16 protein-coding genes and 1 riboswitch are annotated in these 19,364 nt (G+C 65.6%); of the genes, 3 read left to right on the forward strand and 13 right to left on the reverse strand.

Annotated features, from left to right (window positions below):
- Positions 1-54: 54 nt before the first annotated feature.
- The 8 genes from B9N72_RS11365 to B9N72_RS11400 form a co-directional block, all read right to left on the reverse strand.
- A complete protein-coding gene (locus B9N72_RS11365; protein ID WP_085276514.1) occupies positions 55-1,782 on the reverse strand; it encodes a nitrite reductase in 1,728 nt (575 codons plus the stop codon).
- A gap of 269 nt (positions 1,783-2,051) precedes the next feature.
- A complete protein-coding gene (locus tag B9N72_RS11370) occupies positions 2,052-3,887 on the reverse strand; it encodes a nitric oxide reductase activation protein NorD (protein WP_085276515.1) in 1,836 nt (611 codons plus the stop codon).
- Between the two features lie 2 nt (positions 3,888-3,889).
- Positions 3,890-4,285 (reverse strand): hypothetical protein, encoded by a 396-nt coding sequence (locus B9N72_RS11375; protein ID WP_085276516.1) that lies wholly within the window; start codon positions 4,283-4,285, stop codon positions 3,890-3,892.
- 1 nt (position 4,286) lies between these two features.
- Positions 4,287-5,093 (reverse strand): CbbQ/NirQ/NorQ/GpvN family protein, encoded by an 807-nt coding sequence (locus B9N72_RS11380; protein WP_085276517.1) that lies wholly within the window; start codon positions 5,091-5,093, stop codon positions 4,287-4,289.
- A gap of 9 nt (positions 5,094-5,102) precedes the next feature.
- Positions 5,103-5,363 carry a cytochrome C oxidase subunit IV family protein gene (locus tag B9N72_RS11385; protein WP_014086629.1) on the reverse strand — a complete coding sequence of 87 codons (261 nt, stop codon included), beginning with the start codon at positions 5,361-5,363 and terminating at the stop codon, positions 5,103-5,105.
- Positions 5,364-5,520: 157 nt separating this feature from the next.
- Entirely contained in the window at positions 5,521-6,111 is a 591-nt protein-coding gene (locus B9N72_RS11390) for a cytochrome c oxidase subunit 3 family protein (RefSeq protein ID WP_085276518.1), read from the reverse strand.
- A 113-nt stretch (positions 6,112-6,224) separates the two neighbouring features.
- Entirely contained in the window at positions 6,225-7,670 is a 1,446-nt protein-coding gene (locus tag B9N72_RS11395; RefSeq protein ID WP_085276519.1) for a cbb3-type cytochrome c oxidase subunit I, read from the reverse strand.
- A 45-nt stretch (positions 7,671-7,715) separates the two neighbouring features.
- Positions 7,716-8,141, reverse strand: coding sequence for a c-type cytochrome (locus B9N72_RS11400; RefSeq protein WP_008953030.1), 426 nt, complete (start codon positions 8,139-8,141; stop codon positions 7,716-7,718).
- A gap of 153 nt (positions 8,142-8,294) precedes the next feature.
- Between B9N72_RS11400 and cobA the strand changes: the two genes are divergently transcribed.
- From cobA to B9N72_RS11415, 3 genes are all read left to right on the forward strand, one after another.
- A complete protein-coding gene (cobA, locus tag B9N72_RS11405) occupies positions 8,295-9,134 on the forward strand; it encodes a uroporphyrinogen-III C-methyltransferase (protein ID WP_085276520.1) in 840 nt (279 codons plus the stop codon).
- A 263-nt stretch (positions 9,135-9,397) separates the two neighbouring features.
- Positions 9,398-9,486: riboswitch (glycine riboswitch) on the forward strand.
- Positions 9,487-9,739: 253 nt separating this feature from the next.
- Entirely contained in the window at positions 9,740-10,996 is a 1,257-nt protein-coding gene (gene glyA / locus B9N72_RS11410) for a serine hydroxymethyltransferase (RefSeq protein ID WP_085276521.1), read from the forward strand.
- Positions 10,997-11,200: 204 nt separating this feature from the next.
- Positions 11,201-12,601, forward strand: coding sequence for an L-serine ammonia-lyase (locus tag B9N72_RS11415; RefSeq protein ID WP_085276522.1), 1,401 nt, complete (start codon positions 11,201-11,203; stop codon positions 12,599-12,601).
- 74 nt (positions 12,602-12,675) lie between these two features.
- Here B9N72_RS11415 and msrA read toward each other — a convergent pair whose 3' ends face one another.
- The 5 genes from msrA to B9N72_RS11440 form a co-directional block, all read right to left on the reverse strand.
- The gene (gene msrA, locus B9N72_RS11420; RefSeq protein WP_085276523.1) at positions 12,676-13,320 is read right to left on the reverse strand and encodes a peptide-methionine (S)-S-oxide reductase MsrA; all 645 of its coding nucleotides are present in this window, start codon (positions 13,318-13,320) and stop codon (positions 12,676-12,678) included.
- Between the two features lie 207 nt (positions 13,321-13,527).
- A complete protein-coding gene (locus tag B9N72_RS11425) occupies positions 13,528-15,267 on the reverse strand; it encodes a cytochrome c biogenesis protein DipZ (protein ID WP_234985957.1) in 1,740 nt (579 codons plus the stop codon).
- A gap of 28 nt (positions 15,268-15,295) precedes the next feature.
- Entirely contained in the window at positions 15,296-15,853 is a 558-nt protein-coding gene (gene msrB / locus B9N72_RS11430) for a peptide-methionine (R)-S-oxide reductase MsrB (protein ID WP_085276525.1), read from the reverse strand.
- A 178-nt stretch (positions 15,854-16,031) separates the two neighbouring features.
- Positions 16,032-17,390, reverse strand: coding sequence for an MFS transporter (locus B9N72_RS11435; protein ID WP_085276526.1), 1,359 nt, complete (start codon positions 17,388-17,390; stop codon positions 16,032-16,034).
- Between the two features lie 851 nt (positions 17,391-18,241).
- Positions 18,242-19,180, reverse strand: a complete 939-nt coding sequence (locus tag B9N72_RS11440) for a choline ABC transporter substrate-binding protein (protein WP_085276527.1) — start codon at positions 19,178-19,180, stop codon at positions 18,242-18,244.
- Positions 19,181-19,364: the final 184 nt, after the last annotated feature.

A 19,364-nucleotide genomic window follows, 5' to 3' on the forward strand; every position in this document is an offset into this window, starting at 1 on the left:
TCCTTCTGCCGTGGCCAGCGGTGAACGCCGGCCACTGATCAATAATTGCTGCGCTCAGTAAATATCGTGCTGGGTGTTAAACACGTTGAACTTGCCGGTCGGCGTCACCAGGCGCGGGTCCTTGATCACGGCCTTCAGCTTGCGCGTCTTGTCGTCCACCACCACGATGGCCGACTGCTTGTCCTTGGCGCTCCACACCGAGAACCACACCTCGTCGCCGGCCTTGTTGTACTCCGGCTGCACCACGCGCTTGGCGCCGTCGCCGAGGCCCGCCCACTCGCCCACCGGCAGGCGCACGAGGCCCTTGTCGAGGTGGTCGATGTCGTACACCGCGACCGACTGGCTCACCGCCGGGTCCGGGTTCAGCGTGGTGTCGACCCACAGGTTCTTCGACTTGGGATGGGTCTTGATGAACAAGGAACCGCCGCCCTGGCCCTGGATGCTGGCGACCATCTTCCAGGCGTATTGCTTGTGCTTGACCGGGTCGGAGCCGATCAGCGCGATGCTGTCGTCGCCGAGGTGGCCGGTGGCCCAGACCGGACCGAATTTAGGATGCACGAAGTTCGCGCCGCGGCCCGGGTGCGGGGTCTTGCCGACGTCGACCAGGCCCGCCAGCTTGTCTTCCTTGGTGTCGACCACGGCGATCTTGTTGGAGGCGTTGGCGGCGACGAAGAAGTAGCGGCCTGTGCGATCGAAACCGCCGTCGTGCAGGAACTTGGCGGCGTTGATGGTGGAGGTCTTGAGGTTGTTGAGGTCGGAGTAGTTGACCATCATGATCTTGCCGGTTTCCTTGGCGTTGATCAGGAACTCCGGCTTGTAGTGGCTGGCCGCGATCGAGGCCACGCGCGGCTCGGGATGGTACTCGTTGTCTACCGTCATGCCGCGCGTCGACACCACTTTCTGCGGCTTGAGGGTGTCGCCGTCCATGATCACGTACTGCGGCGGCCAGTAGGTGCCGGCCACGGCGATCTTGTCTTCCCAGCCCTTGAACTTGGAGGTCTCGACCGAGCGCGCTTCCAGCCCGACCTTGACCTCGACCACGGTGTCCGGGTGCTCCATCCACAGGTCGATCAGGTTGATCTTGGCGTCACGGCCGATCACGTAGAGGTAGCGGCCGGAGGCCGACACGCGCGAGATGTGCACCGCGTAGCCGGTCTTGATGATGCTGATGATCTGCTTGCTGTCACCGTCGATCAGCGCGATCTCGCCGCTGTCGCGCAGCGTCACCGAGAACAGGTTGTCGAGGTTGTACTTGTTCATCTTCTTGGTCGGACGCTTGTCGACCGGGATCAGCACCTTGCGCGTCTTCTCGATGTCGGCCAGCGAGTATTCCGGCGGGGTCGGCGGTTCCTGCTGCACGTAGCGCGCCATCAGGTCGACCTGGGCATCGGACAGCTCGCCCGAGGTGCCCCAGTTCGGCATGCCGGCGGGCGAGCCGTACTTGATGAAGGTCTTCAGGTACTCAGTGCCGCGCTCCAGCGTGATGTCGGTGGTCAGCGGCTTACCGGTCGCCCCCTTGCGCAGCACACCATGACAGCCGGCGCAGCGCTCGAAGTAAATCTGGCGTGCCTGCGCGAATTCCGCCTTGGTCATCGGCGGGGCCTTGGGATTGATGTTCTGGTGCATCTCCTCGCCGGCCAGGGGTGAGCCGCCGGCCTGGTAGGCCAGCTCCGGCGCGCTGCTGCTGGCGCCGGGCGGGGCGGCGAACGCCGCTGTCACCGCCAGCGGCAGCGCCGCCATAACGGCTCTTTTGACCAGTACGGACATCCTCGGTGTGCTCATGGTGCATACTCCTTTGAAGGGTAAGGAATTGACACCGGCATCATCTGCCTGCCGCCCCTCCCCCTCCTTGATGCGCGTCAACGCTTGCTCAGGCAAATATGCAAAAAGGGTGAACCTTTACGAACTCAGAACCTGTTCACGATCTGTCGCGAGCCGCCCTCAGCGGGGTGAAGAGCAGCGCAGGAACCGGAATGTACTGGAGTACATGAGGATTCCGAGCAGCACATGAGCCCCGATCAGGGAGGCGCAGCAAGATCGGGAACAGGTTCTCAGCGCGTCAGCTGCGCGTACAGCGTAGTCAGCACCTGCGGCAGGGTCTCGGCACGCTGCACCACCACGTAGCCGCGGCTGCCGAACAGGTGCGGCAGGTAGTCGCCGGCCTCGCGGTCGATGGTGACGCAGAACGGCGTCACGCCGTCGCGGCGCGCCTCGAGGATGGCCTGGCGCGTGTCCTCGATGCCGTAGCGTCCCTCGTAGTGATCCATGTCGTTGGGCTTGCCGTCGGAGACGATCAAGAGCAGGCGCCGCTGCGCCGGCTGCTGCGCCAGGATGCGCGCCGACTGGCGGATGGCCGCGCCCATGCGCGTGTAGTAACCGGGACGTAGCGCCAGGATGCGGCCGCGCGCGGCGTCGTCGAAGGCGTCGGCGAAGTCCTTCAAGAGCAGGTAACGCACTTCGTGGCGCTTGAGCGAGGAGAAGCCGTAGAGGCCGAAGGCGTCGCCGCTGGCCGAGAGCGCCTCGGCGAACAGCAGCAGGCTGTCCTTGATGACGTCGATCACCCGTCCCGCCTCCCCCACCCAGCTCTCGGTGGAGAGCGACAGGTCGGCCAGCAGCAGGCAGGCCAGGTTGCGCTCGCCCGGCGGCCAGGCCTGGTACAGCCCCGGTTCGCCCTGCGCCACGCCGCTCTGGCGTTCGGCCATGAAACGGATGACGCGGTCGAGGTCGATGTCGGGCCCGTTGGTTTCGCCGCTCTTGCGCGTGCGTTCCGGCGCCAGCGCCTGGAACTGGCGGCGCAGCCGCCGTGCCAGCGGCAGCAGTCGATCCGGCAGCGGCGCCGGGCTGGCGTCGCGCGGGTGCATCGGCAGCAGACGGCAGTGGTCGTCGATCAGGCGTTGCCGTTTCCAGTCCCATTCCGGCAGCAGCAGGCCGGGGCCGAGCGGGGTGTCGTCGTATTCGGCGGAGGGCAGGTCGAGGTCGAACTTGAGGCGGCTGCCGCGCGTCTTGCCGTCGGCGGCGATGCTGAGTTTGTTCATGTCCTCGGCGGCGGCGGCGTTGTCCTCGTCTTCATCCTCGTCGTTGTGACGGTTGACCTTGACGTACTCGTCCCAGGTGAACAGGCTCTCGGCGCGGAACACCATCAGCATGCCGTCCTTCTTGTCCTCCGGCACGATACGCTGGGCGCGGTAGCGGCGGCGCTTCTGCGCGCTCTCACGCGCCTTGTGCTCGCTGTCGTCGTCGGCCGGGGAATCCCCCGCGGCACCGCCGTTCTCGGCACCGGTGGGCGGTGCCGGGTGCAGCCACAGCGGTACCGGCTGCGGCGGTCGCTTGACCTCGGGCAGTGTCACCTCGCGTTCGGGGTGCTGCAGCGCCTGGCGGATAGCCTGCTCCACCGCGGCCTCGGGTGCCGCCAGCCGCGCCGGGTCGGGGCGCAGGGCCAGCAAGGCGCCCACCAGCTGGTGGTAGCTGGCGGCGAGCCCGGGCATGCGCTCCAGGCAACGCTGCGTCGCCAGGCGGTTGCGTGTCAGCCAGTCGCCGCGTGGCGCCGGTTCGGCGGCCAGCGCCATCAGCCAGAAGTACAGCGCGCGGTTGAGCGTGGCGGACGGGAACAGATCGAGTTTCTCCGGCAGATACAGCGCCTGGCGGTCGCTCCAGGCCAGCTCCACCTTCTCGCCGATGCCGGCCACGCGCTCGAGCAGCGAGCGGCGCGCGCCGTGCTCGGTGCCGACGGTGGAGCGCAGCACCAGCGCCGGGTCGCCGCCCATGGCGCGGAAAAACGGCGGCGCCAGCCGGGTCACGCCGGCCAGCGTCACGGCCGCCTGCGGGTGGCCGCGGTAGGCGGCGCGGGTGATCAGCCGGTCCCACCAGCCTCCGACAATATCTTCCATCGTCAATGCTCCTGACGGTGCCGCCACAAGCCGGGCAGCGGGTAGCAGAAAGGCTGGTCGGCCAGCACCCGGGCCAGCGCCGCGATCCCCATCAGCGCCAGCACGGCGTGCAACGCAAGGAAGGAGAGGATCAGCGGCAGCCAGCCGGCGGCCCGGGACGGGTCCAGCAGCAGGCCGCTCAGGGCCAGCGGGACCAGCAGCAGGCCGGCGCGCCAGGAGGCGCCCCAGGACTGGTGCAGGGCTTCGGCCAACCTGGGCGTGGCCTGGCCGTGCCAGCGCCGGCGGCACCAGCACAGCAGCAGGAAGGCGATGCCGGGGGCCAAGAGCAGGTTGGCGAGATACAGCGCGTGGGCCAGCACCACCTTGTGCTGTTCGTCCTGCCGTTCGTCGTCGCCCATGTCAGGCGGCGAACTGGGTGTCGATGACGGTCAGCAGCGCCGCCAGGGTGTCGGCGTCGTCGGTCAGCGGCTCGGCCAGCGCGGTGCGGCAGGCGGTGAGCGGCGCCATGCCGGCGGCCATCAGCTTGGCGGCGTAGACCAGCAGGCGGGTGCTGACCGATTCGTCCAGGTCGTAGCCGGTGAGGCGGCGCAGCTGGCCCGCCAGCGTCACCAGCTGCTTGGCGCGCCCGGCGTCGATGCCGCTCTCGCGCACCACCACGGCGTGCTCCACTTCGGGCTGCGGGAAGTCGAACGACATCGCCACGAAGCGCTGCCGCGTCGACGGCTTGAGGGTCTTCAGCACGTGCTGGTAGCCAGGGTTGTACGACACCACCAGCATGAAGTCGGGCGAGGCCTCCAGCACCTCGCCGGTGCGCTCGATCGGCAGGATGCGGCGGTCGTCGGTGAGCGGGTGCAGCACCACGGTGGTGTCCTTGCGCGCCTCAACCACTTCGTCGAGGTAGCAGATGCCGCCCTCGCGCACGGCGCGGGTGAGCGGACCGTCGCTCCAGTAGGTGGCGCCGTCGCCGATCAGGTGGCGGCCAACCAGGTCGGCGGCGGTCAGGTCGTCGTGGCAGGACACGGTGATCAGCGGCAGGCCGAGGCGCGCCGCCATGTGGGCGACGAAGCGGGTCTTGCCGCAGCCGGTGGGGCCCTTGATCAGCACCGGCAGCTGCTGGCGCCAGGCGGCCTCGAACAGCTCGCATTCGGAGCCGACCGGCTGGTAGAAAGGAACATCAAGTTGGGCCGAAACGGTGGGTGCGTTCATGGCGTTCTCTCACAGGAAACTGAAAATCAACACGGCGCTCACCAGCGCCAGCCAGCCGTGCACCGTCAGCCGCAGCCAGGCCGGGGCGTGGCGCAGGGCCATGTAGTGCTCGACGATGGCCAGGCCCTTGAGCCAGGCCACCGACAACGCCGCCAGCGCGAGGTGGCCGGGGGTGAGGTGAGCGTCGGCAAGAAAAGCCGCCAGCAGGGTCAGCGCGGTCAACCACAGCCACACCCGCCAGACGGTAGGAAAATCTCTCAAAGCGTTCATAGTCATCAACTTACGCGTCGGGCCCCGGCCTCACCTTGACCGAGGGCAAGCAATAAAAATCACTCAGAACCGGTTCAGGATGTGTCGCGGGCGGCCCTCGGCAGGGCGACGCCATGACGTCCCGATCAGGGACGTGCAACACGATCGTGGACAGGCTCTAACGTGCCACGTACACCAGCGCGAACAGCACCACCCACACCAGGTCCACCATGTGCCAGTAGGCGGCGGCGGTCTCCACGCCGGCGAGCTGGCCCGGCCGGTAGCGCCCGTCGCGGGCGTACACTGCCACGGCGCCGACGATCACCATGCCGAGGATGACGTGCAGGAAGTGGAAGAAGGTGAGCGACAGGTAGAACATCCAGAAGGTGTCGCTCGACAGCGTGATGCCGGCGGCGAGTTTGCCGGCAAACTCGCCGCACTTGAGCACCACGAAGCCCATCCCCAGCGCCACGGTCAGCCACAGCAGACGCCGGGCGGTGCGCTGGCGATCGAGCGCGAAGGCCCGCACCGCCGCCGCCACGCTGGCGCTGCCGGCAATCAGCAGCAAGGTGTTGACGGTGGGCACGCCCAGCGCCAGTTGGCGCTGGCCGGCGGCGAAGGTGGCGGGGTCGTGCGCCCGGGCGTAGCCGTAGGCGAGAAAGAACACCCCGAACACCAGCAACTCGGCGAGGATGAAGAACCACATCGCCAGATCGCCCGGCACTTCGCGCGGGTTGGTCGAAGCCGACAGGGTTACGCTCTGGTTCATGTTTGCCTCCCTGGACCCGGCCCGGCACCGCAGCGCCCACGCGGCGGGCCAAACCGGCTTCCGATAAAAAAAGGCGACCCGAATCCTCCCGGGCCGCCTTCAGCTACACACACTCAGTGGGCGGCTTCGTCGGTCTTGCCCTTGACGAAGAAGCTGATGATGTAGAGTGCGAGACCGATGAAGAACACCACACCGCTGGCTTCACGCAGCCAGTAGTAGGTCGCAGCCTGGTCCTGGGCGGCCATGAACGGCATCGGCGTGGTACCCATGCGCTGCAGCGATACCTGCACGTAGCCAGCGGCGGTCAGGAACAGCGTGATGGCCACCATGGCGAGGGTCATCAGCCAGAACGACACCATCTCCAGCTTCTGGGCGCCGCGGCTGTTGGCCTCGCGACCGCGCAGCTTGGGCATGGTGTAGGAGATCATCGTGATCACCACCATGGCGTAGGCACCGTAGAAGGCCATGTGACCGTGCGCGGCGGTGAGCTGGGTGCCGTGCGTCAGGTAGTTCACCGGAGCCAGCGTGTGCAGGAAGCCCCACACCCCGGCGCCGAGGAAGGCCATTACGCCGGTCCCCAGGGCCCACAGCACGGCGGCCTTGTTCGGGTGTTCGCGACGGCGACGGTTGACCATGTTGAAGGCGAACAGCGTCATCATGAAGAACGGGATCGGTTCGATCGCCGAGAAGATCGAGCCCCACCACTGCCAGTACCCCGGGGTACCGATCCAGTAGTAGTGGTGACCGGTGCCGATGATGCCGGAGATCAGCGTCATGGCGATGATCACATACAGCCACTTCTCCACCACCTCGCGGTCGACGCCGGTCACCTTGATCAGCACGAAGGCCAGCATGGCGCCCATGATCAGTTCCCACACGCCTTCCACCCACAGGTGCACCACGTACCACCAGAAGTACTTGTCCAGCACCAGGTTGGTCGGGTTGTAGAACGAGAACAGGAAGAAGATCGCCAGGCCCCACAGCCCCAGCATCATCACCAGGCTGACGCTGGTCTTGCGGCCGGACAGCACGGTCATCGACAGGTTGTAGAGGAAGGACAGCGCCACCAGCACGATCCCCACCTTGGTGATGGTGGGCTGCTCCAGGAACTCGCGTCCCATGGTCGGCAGGATCTCGTTGTGGGTCAGCTTGGCCAGCGTGGCGTACGGTACCGACAGGTAGCCGACGATGGTCAGGGCGCCTGCCACCAGAAACACCCAGAAGGTGATGATGGCAAGTTTAGGACTGTGCAGCTCCCGTTCCGATTCTTCCGGAATCAGGTAGTAACCGGCGCCCATGAAGCCGAACAGCAGCCACACGATCAACAGGTTGGTGTGCACCATGCGCGCCACGTTGAACGGAATTTCCGGGAACAGGAAATCGCCGATCACGTACTGCAGGCCCATGATCAGGCCGAACACGATCTGGCCGAAGAACAGCCCGATGGCGGCAATGAAGTAAGGCTTGGCTACCGCTTGCGAGCGGTATTTCAGCCGGGTGGCGGCGTGTTCCTCCACACCCCGAGGGGTGTCGAGAACCGCCGTGGTCGAGGTACTCATGCGAATCTCCCTAAATCTGACAAGAATTCATCCCGCTCGGCAGCCTTAGCCTTCGATGTTGGGCGGCCAGTTGTTGGTATTGATCTCGGAGCTGTACTTGAGGAAGGCGACCAGGTCGTCCAGTTCGCCGTCGGTCAGATGGAACTGCGGCATCTGGCGACGACCCGGGGCGCCGGTCGGCTGACCCTTGATCCAGGCCTTGATGAACTCCGGCCCGCGGCGCTGGTAGACGTTGCCCAGTTCCGGCGCAAAGTAGGCGCCCTCACCCAAGAGGGTGTGGCAGCCGATACAGTTGCGCGTCTCCCAGATGTTCTTGCCGCGCGCGACCTGCTCGGTCAGGTTGACGCGGTTGTCGCGCTTGGGCAGCGCCTGGGTGGTATCGAACGTCAATGCAAGAAACAACAGAAAGAAAAACACCGCCCCACCATAGAAAATATTGCGGGCGGTCGACTTGGTGAAGCTGGCGCTCATACGGCCTCCTATCACATATCACCGGAAACACCCGGTGCCTGGGCTAAACTGTATGGGCGATACATGTTTACGACATTGATGCGAATCAACGATTTCCGGGCCGCGTCATTCCTACACTTGCGCCATTGTCATCGCCTTGCTGCAGGAGTTCGCATGAACCACCCCGCCTCTCCCCCCCTCTCGGCAGCCGTCGCAAGCGCCGCTCAGACCGCCTCCACCAACGACGACTTCCCTCCCGGCTCGGTCTGCCTGATCGGCGCCGGGCCGGGCGATCCGGAGCTCATCACGGTCAAGGGATTGAACCGGCTGCAACGGGCCGAGGTAGTGCTGTACGACCACTTGGTCGATCCCGCCGTGCTGGCGCTGGCATCGCCCTCGGCCTGGCGCATCGACGTCGGCAAGGAGGCCAGCCGCCACACCCTGCCGCAGGACGAGATCAACGCCCTGCTGGTACGGCAGGCGCGCCAGGGGCGGCGCGTGGCGCGTCTCAAGGGCGGCGACCCGTTCCTGTTCGGCCGCGGCGGCGAAGAGGTCCAGGCGCTGGCCGAGGCCGGCATTCCCTGCGAGGTGATCCCCGGCATCACCGCCGCCTGCGGCGCCGCGGCGCGCGGGCTGATCCCGCTCACCCACCGCGACTACGCCCAGGGCGTGAGCTTCGTCACCGGCCACCGCCGCGACGGCGAAGACGAACTCGAGTGGACACGCCACACCGGCGCCGAGGAAACCCTGGTGATCTACATGGGCCTGGCCGAAGCGGCGCGCATCTGTGCCGAGCTGATGCGCCACGGCCGCCCCGGCACCACCCCCGCGGCCGTGATCGAGCGCGCCACCACGCCGCAGCAGCGCATCGTCAGCGCCGACCTGGCCACCTTGCCGGCGCACATCGCAGCGGCAGGGGTGCGTCCGCCAGCCTTGCTGATCATCGGCGAGGTGGTGCGGCTCTACCCGACGCTGAACGCCGCCTCGGTGCCCACGGCAACCTGGCCGGCGTGAGCCTGCCGACGCGCGATGAAAGTGTTGCATCGACCCGACACCGGCCGCGAACGGGGCCGGTGGGCGTCGCTCCGGCCGTGACCGCTTGGCAGCTCAACAGCCGACCAGTTTCGTCACCAATGCGACTATTCTCCCCGCCGACTCCCCGTGTCGGCGGGCGCTGTCAGCATCCGGCCCGATACGCCGTGCCAGCGCCGCCGCCGGCGCGTAACGAATCACGTTGACAGGCCGCGGCGGCATCTCTAGATTCGGCACCAGCCGCGTCAAACATTGCGGGAGAGACCACCTTGAGCGGTGGCGCCGAAGGGGTATCGCCCCAGAAACTCTCAGGCAAAAGAACCGCAATGTCATTCGGCTCTCTGGAGAGTAGGCCCGTGAGGCCTCGCCGAAGGAAGCATGGCCGGGTGCCCGTCACCCCACCGTAATCTCTCAGGCAAAAGGACAGAGGGGGCGTCATCTGACCTGTGTCGGATGGGGACCCGCGTCCGTGCCGTTGCACCCGCCCTTTTCCCCTTCCCTCGCCCGTGCGGGCCACAGGTCGACACCAACGACCGGGTACGCGGCGGCCCCATTGGCCGCCGGCCCTGCAACAACAAGGACAGATCATGTTTACCCAGGATATGCAGATTGCCGGCTTCGACGACGCCCTGTGGAACGCGCTGGAGGCCGAGCGCCAGCGCCAGGAAGACCACATCGAGCTCATCGCCTCCGAAAACTACACCAGCCCGCGCGTCATGCAGGCACAGGGTTCGCAGCTCACCAACAAGTACGCCGAAGGCTACCCGGGCAAGCGCTACTACGGCGGCTGCGAACACGTCGACGTGGTCGAGCAGCTCGCCATCGACCGCGCCAAGCAACTGTTCGGCGCCGACTACGCCAACGTGCAGCCGCACTCGGGCTCCCAGGCCAACGCCGCGGTCTACATGGCACTCTTGGAACCGCACGATACCGTGCTCGGCATGAGCCTGGCCCACGGCGGCCACCTCACCCACGGCGCCAAGGTCAACTTCTCCGGCAAGATCTACAACTCGGTGCAGTACGGCCTCAACCCGGAAACCGGCGAGATCGACTACGACGAAGTGCAAAGGTTGGCCGAAGAACACAAGCCGAAGATGATCGTGGCCGGCTTCTCGGCCTACTCCCTGGTGCTCGACTTCGCCCGCTTCCGCGAGATCGCCGATAGCGTCGGCGCCTACCTGTTCGTCGACATGGCCCACGTTGCCGGCCTGGTTGCTGCTGGCCTGTACCCGAACCCGGTGCCGTTCGCCGACGTCGTCACCACCACCACCCACAAGACCCTGCGCGGCCCGCGCGGCGGCCTGATCCTGTGCAAGAGCAACCCGGATCTGGAAAAGAAGTTCAGCTCGCTGGTCTTCCCCGGCATCCAGGGCGGCCCGCTGATGCACGTCATCGCCGCCAAGGCCGTGGCCTTCCTCGAAGCGCAGCAGCCCGAGTTCAAGACCTACCAGCAACAGGTCATCGCCAACGCCCGCGCCATGGTCAAGGTGTTCCAGAACCGCGGTTACAGCGTGGTGTCCAACAAGACGGACGACCACCTGTTCCTGCTGTCGCTGATCAACCAGGGCCTGACCGGCAAGGCGGCCGACGCGGCACTGGGCGCGGCGCACATCACGGTGAACAAAAACGCCGTGCCGAACGACCCGCAAAGCCCGTTCGTTACCAGCGGCATCCGCATCGGCACCCCGGCCGTCACCACGCGCGGCTTCAAGGAAGCCGAAGTGGAGCGCGTGGCCGGCTGGATTTGTGACATCCTCGACGACATCGAGAACCCGGCGGTGATCGAGCGCGTCAAGCATCAGGTGGCCGAGTTGTGCGCGGCTTTCCCGGTGTACCGCGGCTGAGCCCAGAGACACGATCCGGCGCGAGCGGCCTGGCGGATGGGTGGCGCGCAGCGACACCCCATGAAAGAGCCCCGACCAGGGCCGCAACGCCGCGCAGGATCGTGACCTAATAAAAAGTTTTACCCCGGCCGGAAACGGCCGGGGGTTGTCCCCCGAATTCATCAGGCCCCCGCCCCGTGGGGTGCCGTAGCAAGAGAAGCAACCATGGCAATCAGCGTCTTTGACCTGTTCAAGATCGGTATCGGCCCGTCCAGTTCGCACACCGTGGGGCCGATGCGTGCCGCGCGCCAGTTCATCGCCCGGCTGGAGAAAGACGGCCTGCTGGAACGAGTAGCCAGCGTGCGCAGCGAGCTGTTCGGCTCGCTCGGCGCCACCGGCAAGGGCCACGGCTCGGACGTGGCGGTGCTGCTCGGCCTGCAGGGCGAACTGCCGGACGAAGTCGACACCGACGCGGTGCCGGCCATGGTGGCGGCGATCCGCAGCAACAAACGGCTGTCGCTGCTCGGCCGCCACGAAGTGGTGTTCAGCGAGCCGGAGCACCTGGTGCTGCACAAGCGCAAGTCGCTGCCCTTCCACCCCAACGGCATGACCTTCGAGGCGCGCGACGACGCCGGCGATGTGCTCGACAAGCGCGCCTACTACTCGGTGGGCGGCGGCTTCGTGGTGGACGAGGCGGCGGTGGAAGCCGGCTTTGTGCCGCCCGGCGCCACCGAGCTGCGCCATCCCTTCAACAATGCCGCCGAGCTGCTGGCGCTGTGCAAGGAACATGGCAAACCGATCAGCCAGATCATGCTGGAGAACGAACTGGCCTGGCGCAGCGAGGAAGAAGTGCGCGCCGGCCTGCTCAACATCTGGCACGTGATGCAGGCGTGCGTGAAACGCGGCTGCGCCCACGAAGGCATCCTGCCCGGCGGCATGAAGGTCAAGCGCCGCGCCGCCGACATGCACCGCAAGCTGCTGGCGGCACCGGAAGCCAGCCTGCGCGACCCGCTCACGGTGATCGACTGGGTCAACCTCTACGCCCTGGCGGTGAACGAAGAAAACGCCGGCGGCGGCCGCGTGGTCACCGCGCCGACCAACGGCGCGGCCGGCATCGTGCCTGCGGTGCTGCACTACTACTCCCGCTTCGTGCCAGGCGCGAACGAAGACGGCGTGGTGCGCTTCCTGCTGACGGCCGGCGCCATCGGCATCCTGTTCAAGCTCAACGCCTCGATCTCGGGCGCCGAAGTCGGCTGCCAGGGCGAAGTCGGCTCGGCCTGTTCGATGGCGGCGGGCGGGTTGGCCGAAGTGATGGGCGGCACCCCGGAGCAGGTGGAAAACGCCGCCGAGATCGCCATGGAACACAACCTCGGCCTCACCTGCGACCCGGTCGGTGGCCTGGTGCAGGTACCGTGCATCGAGCGCAACGCCATGGCCTCGGTCAAGGCGATCAACGCGGTACGCATGGCGCTGCGCGGCGACGGCCAGCACTTCGTCTCGCTCGACCGCGTCATCAAGACCATGCGCGACACCGGCCGCGACATGAGCACCAAGTACAAGGAAACCGCCCGCGGCGGCCTGGCCGTGAACATTGTCGAGGTGCCGGTCAACATCGTGGAATGCTGACCGCGTGCCCTCGGCACCCGTCCTCTGACGTCCCTTCCCCCGCTAGCCGGGGGTTCTTTTTTGTCTGGCCCGCCTCAGCGATACAACGCCGGAAGAGAGCGGCGCAGGGCGTCGAGCTTGGGCAGATCGTTGATCACGATGTAGGGATTGTCCGGGTGCAGCGCCAGGAAGTTCTGGTGGTAGCCCTCGGCCGGATAGAACGCCTTGAGCGGCACGACCTGAGTGACGATAGGTTGGCCGAACACGCGCGCCTTGTCCAACTGCGCGATATAGGCCTGCGCCACCTGTTTCTGGCCGGCGTCGCCATAGAAGATCGCCGAGCGGTACTGCGTGCCGTGGTCCGGCCCCTGGCGGTTCAGCTCGGTCGGGTCGTGCGCCACCGCGAAGAACACCTGCAACAGCTGGCCGTACGACACCTTGGCCGGGTCGTAGGTGATCTTCACCGATTCGGCGTGGCCGGTGGTGCCGCTGCTGACGGTCTCGTACTGCGCGCTGGCGGCGTTGCCGCCCGAGTAGCCCGACACCACGCTGGTGACGCCCTTGACGTGCTTGAACACCGCGTCGACGCCCCAGAAGCAGCCCCCGGCGAGCACGGCGACCTGGCTGCCGTGGGCGGGGGGAAGCGCGCCGGCAAAGGCGGGTACGGTCTGGGCACGAGCCGGCATCAACAGGCCGCTGCTAACCCCAAGCACCAACAACAGGGTACGGATGCGAATCATGGTCTTCCTCCTCAGCAAGAGGGATGGGGACGTGACGCCGTGGCCGCCGACAAAACCCCCTGGTGTCGTTGCTCGCATGCGAATCCTTAGGTTCACCCTGCAAGCCTCTGCCACACGACGTGCACTGCGGCTTTGCAGCAACGTCGGCCACGCCGCGTTTTCTGCCGCCCGGCCAGGATCGCGGCACCGGTTTTTTATCAGCGCCGTTTAGCCGAAGGTAAACGCGAACGCCTGCACCCCGGCGTCGAGAAACTCGATCTGGAAGGTGCGCTCCCGAGTGCCCGCCTGCTGACGCACCAGCTGGTACAGCCGGTTGCCGTCGACCGTACCGCTGCCGTCGGCACCGACGTCGGCGCCGTGGTCGACTCCCGGTGCGGCACCATCCAGCGTGACGCGGAAGCGCACCGGGGCACCGAGCGGATTACCCAGCACCAGATGCAGGTCGCGGCCGCGGAAGCGATAGACGATGGCCCCCTGCGGGCGCGCCAGCGTGGCCGATTCGCCCCCCACCTTCCAGCGGCCGGCCAGACCCCATTGGTTGAGCGCCAGCGCGGGTGGCGCCGAATACAGGGCAACACGATCCGGCCGGAAGCGCTCGGGCGAGGCGAAATGCTCGGCACGTTCAGTGCCGATATAGGTTTCCGGCGAGACATTGCCGTCGCCGCCCGCGGCCGCCATCACGCCCTGGGCGGGCAACGGCAGCACCCGGGCCATCGAGCCGGACATCTTGGGGTGGGCCTCCGCCAGCAACTGGCGGATCGCCGCTTCGGTGTGGGCATAGTCGCCCTCGCCGAACGCGTGGTCGCGTACCCGGCCCTGGGCATCGATCAGGTAGTGCGCCGGCCAGTACTGGTTGCGGTAGGCGTTCCAGATGGTGAAGTCGTTGTCCATCGCCACCGGGTAACGGATGCCGAGGTCGCGGATGGCTTTGCGCACATTGCCCTCGTCGCGTTCGAAGGCGAACTCCGGGGCGTGCACGCCGATGATCACCAGCCCCTGGCTTTGATAGTTGCCCCACCACGCCTTCACGTAGGGCAAGGTGCGCAGGCAGTTGATGCAGGAGTAGGTCCAGAAATCCACCAGCACCACCTTGCCGCGCAACGCGGTCAGGCTCAGCGGTGGCGAATTGAGCCAGCGCGTGGCACCGTCCAGCGCCGGCGCCGGCCCTTCATCCGCCAGTTTGAGCGTGCCCGCCACCGGCATCATGCCGACGTTGGGCGCAGGCGCGACGGGCGGCGTGGTGCGAGCCGACAGCGTGGCGATCAGCGCCTGCTCGGCATGCTCGGTGCCGGCGTAGGAAATCCTGGCCAGGTACTGGGTATCCAGCCCGAGGGCGATCGCCGTCACCCCGGCCAGGACCGCGACGCCGAGCCCGCGGCGAATCCACTCCTCGGCCCCCAGCCCGCGCTTCATCCATGCGAAGAGACGGCGACCAGCGAGCAGCGCCCCGGCCAACGAGGTGCCGGCACCGGCGGCAAAGGCGAACAGCAATAGCGCCGTGTGTGCGTTGGCGCCGTTCAGCGCGGCGCCGGCCAGCACCAGCCCCAGGATCGGCCCGGCACACGGCGCCCACAGAAAGCCGATCGCCACACCCAGCAACAGCGCCCCCTTGACGCTGCCCTGGTGCTCGGCCTGCTGCTGCAATTGTCCGCCCAGCCGCACCAGCGGCCGCATCACGCGCTCGGCCAGCGTCGGCAGCAGCAGGGTCAGTCCCAGCAGCGCCATCAGCACCATCGCCGCGATGCGGCCATATTGATTGGCCGCCACCACCCAGCTGCCGCCGACGGCGGCGAGCGTGGCCACCACAGCGAAGGTGAGCGCCATGCCGAGCAGGATCGGCAGGCCGGCGCGCCGGAACGGCTGGTCGGCACGGGCAAATACGAACGGGATCACCGGCAGCACGCACGGGCTGAAGATGGTCAGCACACCGCCAAGGTAGGAAAGCATTAGCAATAACATCGCACCACCTCCGCTTTCAGGAAGCCTTGGTCTGCGGAACGAAACGCAGCGCCACGGTATTCATGCAGTAGCGCAGCCCCGTTGGCGGCGGGCCATCGTCGAACACGTGACCCAGGTGCGCCTCGCACAGGGTGCAGCGTACCTCGGTGCGCACCATGCCGAGCGTCACGTCGCTGTGCGTGGCGATGTTCTGCGAAGCGATCGGCTGCCAGAAACTCGGCCAGCCCGTGTGCGAGTCATACTTGGTGCGGGAGCTGAACAGGGCATTGCCGCAACAGACACAACGGTAGAGTCCGGCATCGTGCCGGTCGTAGCCGGGGATGGAAAACGGCGGTTCGGTGCCTTGCCGGCGCGTCACGGCATACGCCAAGGGCGACAACACGCGCCGCCATTCGGCGTCCTTCTGCACCAGCGGCAGGGTAACCGGGCCGAGCGGCGTTCCCGCATCCGAGAACTTGATCACCGTCACCATCCGCGGCACGAGCGCGGAGGTGGCGGCACGGGCGGCGCGATGCATCGCGAGCAGCGCAACGCTCCCCCCGCCCAGGCAGCGCAGAAATTGTCGACGTTTCATGACCAGGACCTCCCTTCCCCTTTTAGTCGCGCCGGAAGGTCATTCCTTACACTCCGACCGGCTGACCAAACGATAAAAGGTGTACTGAGAGGACACGCACATGCCGAAAAGACATCCCGTCTTTCCGGAAAGTTTCCGGCTGCTCCGAACCCAGCTTTGCCGGCAATACCTGCTGGTGCTAGTGCGAAAACCCCGAGGCCGTTTCGCTGAGGCTCTTGCCCTTGGTTTCGGGGGCCAGCCATTGCGACACGCCTGCACCGACAGCGGCGATGCCGGCCGCGATCAGAATGGTCACCGAGGGGCCGAGATTGCTCATCGACCAGGGCATCAGGAACGTACCGAGGCCGGCCCCGATCCGGCTGAAGGCGGCGGCAAAGCCCGTCCCTATCCCGCGGATCTCGGTCGGGAATACTTCACCCGGGTAGATACAGGTCAGCGTACCGCAGCCTGCGTTAAAGAACGAAAAGGCGAGGAACAGGCCCAGCACGGCCATCCCCGGCGCCTCTGCCCACAAGCCGAGAATCACGAGGATCACGGTGATGATCCACTGCGGCGGCACCGTGAGCACACGGCGGCCTGCCTTGTCGATCAACAGGACCGTGGCCACACTGCCGGCCAACGCCACCGCTGACAGCCCGACGCCACCAGCGAGACCGCCGCCGAGACCGAATTTCTGCAGCACGGTGTCGGCGAACGTGGCTATTGCGAAGTACGGCGTGACGACACAGAAAAAGAACAGCGACACGAACAGCGTGGACCGCCAATACTGACGGGAGAACAGCTTCCGGAAGCCACCGCCCGAGTGGGCCACCTCCTTCTCAATGTCGGCCAAGTCGGAGGCACTTCCCATATACCGACGCGCCACGGAGCGCGCCTGGTCGGTACGGCCCTTGCTCCACAGCCAGCGCGGCGATTCGGGCATGCCAAGCCGGCCGAGGAACAAGGCCACCGCGATGAACGTGCTGGTGCCGAGAATGTTCCGCCAGCCGAGGTCCGTATACTGGTTCAGCAGATAGCCCACGACGAAGGCGAACATAAACCCGGCGTACCAGGCAATGAGGGTCAGACCCATGAGCCGTCCACGGAGCCGGGCGGGGGAGAATTCCGACAACATCGGCCAACCGACGGAGTATTCTGCGCCGATCGCGACGCCCATCAGCAACCGCACCACGAACAGTTCCAGAGGAGAGTTTGTGAAAAACTGCATGACCGACGCGATCACGAACAACCCGATATCGAGCATGAACAGCGGTTTGCGGCCGAACTTGTCGCCCGCCCACCCGCCCAGCGGCGAGCCGAAGAGAATTCCGAACAGCGCGCCAGCCGCGATCAGGCCCTCCCAGACCACCGATATGCCGAGTTCGGCGGTCATCTTGCTGGCCACCGGGCCGACAATCCCGAGGATATAGCCATCCAGAAACGTACCGCCGGTAAGGACAAGGATCATTCTTATCATGAAGCGCCGCTTGAACGCTGCCGATGTCTCATCCCCAATCGCTACGGCGGAAACAACCGCTTCCTTTTGTAACGAGGTCATCCATATCTCCTTTGTTTTGCGGCATGCCAGGGACCGGAAAACGGCGCACACCCGCTCTGTCGGTCGCGACAAACACACCATTTTTTTAAAACTGCACAAGCCACGACCACCGGCTTTCTCCAGGCCGGTGGTGCATTACATCGATTGATCGTGCCCCGATCGCCGGAAGAGGAAAAAGGGATTTGTGCCGTCGCAGCGGCGACAGGTCGTGAAGCACAGTTGCGGTTCGATTGACCGCTTCCTGCGACTCGCACGGGGCCACAGAGCGCTTACCCTAGACTCTGACCGGCCAGCATTCCATGGTCTTCGCCATGCTCATCCATGCTGTACCGACCCTTCAACGAGCACGAAACGCGCCAGACGACATTACTTGAGCAGTGGAGTGTATTAATTCACACAAGTCCGGACGCTAACCCACACGTCTGGAATTCGACAGCAAACGACACCGGCACGAGGGTTTGGCGAGCAACGCGAGAGGTCAGAGGGGATCGATTGGCGTCTGACAAAGCGATTGCTGCTGGGTCAGATCGGTTGGATAAGCAAAGGTATCGCATTTCATGCGAGGGTGAATCGATTCTCTTGCCATTTGATTTTCAAGACAGTCTCCCGGAGCCTGTTCAAGGTCTGTTGGCGGTTGCGGCCGAGCACGGCTGGATGCAGCGCTAGACGAGAGTCCCACCGGGAAGGAAGGGATACGGAACCGCTCAGCGCACCCAGCCCGGTCCGGGGAAGAACGGCTGCTTGAGGCCCTACCCCAAAGCACCTTGCCTTCTTTCGGGACACGGCAGACAAAAAAAGCCGGCCCTCCTGGTGGAGGAACCGGCTATTAGGAGCGCTTTATACGCCCGTGCTTACTTCGCCAAATACTGATTGACCTTGGTCAGACCGTCCTTGCCGTCAAAAGTTTTCACGCCGGCCAGCCAGCCCTTCAGCACGCCCGGGTTTTTCTTCAGGTACTCGCGTGCGGCCTGCTCCGGCTTCACCTTGTCCATGATCGGACCCATCACGCGGTTTTCCATGTCGGTATTGAACTGCAGGTTGGTCAAGAGGCGCGCCACGTTCGGGCAGCGGGTCTGGTAGTCGGTGGCCATCCCGGTGAACACCTTGGCTTCGCCGAAGTTGGGCCCGAAGACGTCATCCCCACCCGCCAGGTAGTTCATCTTGAACTTGACGTTCATCGGGTGCGGTTCCCAGCCCAGGAACACGACCCATTTCTTCTGGCGGATGGCACGTTCCACTTCCGCCATCATGCCGGCCTCGCTCGACTCGACCAGCTTGAACCCGGAGAGCCCGAACTGGTTCTTCTTGATCATGTCGTCGATCAGCTTGTTGCCGTCGTTGCCCGGTTCGATACCGTAGATCCTGCCATCCAGCTTGTCCTTGAACTTGGCAATGTCGGCGAAGGTCTTGAGGCCGCCGGCGGCGACGTAGTCAGGCACCGCCAGGGTGTACTTGGCGCCGACCAGGTTAGGTTTGTCCAGCACCTTGATCTGGCCCGCCTTGACGAAGGGCTCGATCATCGGGGTCATGCTGGGGTTCCAGTAACCGAGAAAGGCGTCGATCTGCTTGTTCTTGATGCCGGCGAAGGTGATCGGCACCGAGGCGATGGTGGTGACCGGCTTGTAACCCAGCCCTTCCAGCACCACGCTGGCCATGCCGGTGGTGGCGGCGATGTCGGTCCAGCCGACGTCGGCGAAACGCACCTTCTGGCATTGGGCCGGATCGTTCGCCATCGCCATGGTGGTGAACGCACCCAGTGCGAGCGCTCCTGCAATCTTGTACAGCTTCATGACTCACCTCTCCGATGCAATTTATAAGAATTTTCCGACGCGCTCTGCGCCGTGTTCAGGCCGCCAACAACAATGCGGGCTGATAGCAGATTGCCATGCTGGCACCGGGTTACTTGCTTGATGGCGACCGCGATTTGTCATGAGGCGTCGCCCAATGGACGACGGCCCCGGCCAAGAAATGCTC

The organism is Pseudogulbenkiania subflava DSM 22618 (assembly GCF_900177275.1).
Classification (GTDB): domain Bacteria; phylum Pseudomonadota; class Gammaproteobacteria; order Burkholderiales; family Chromobacteriaceae; genus Pseudogulbenkiania; species Pseudogulbenkiania subflava.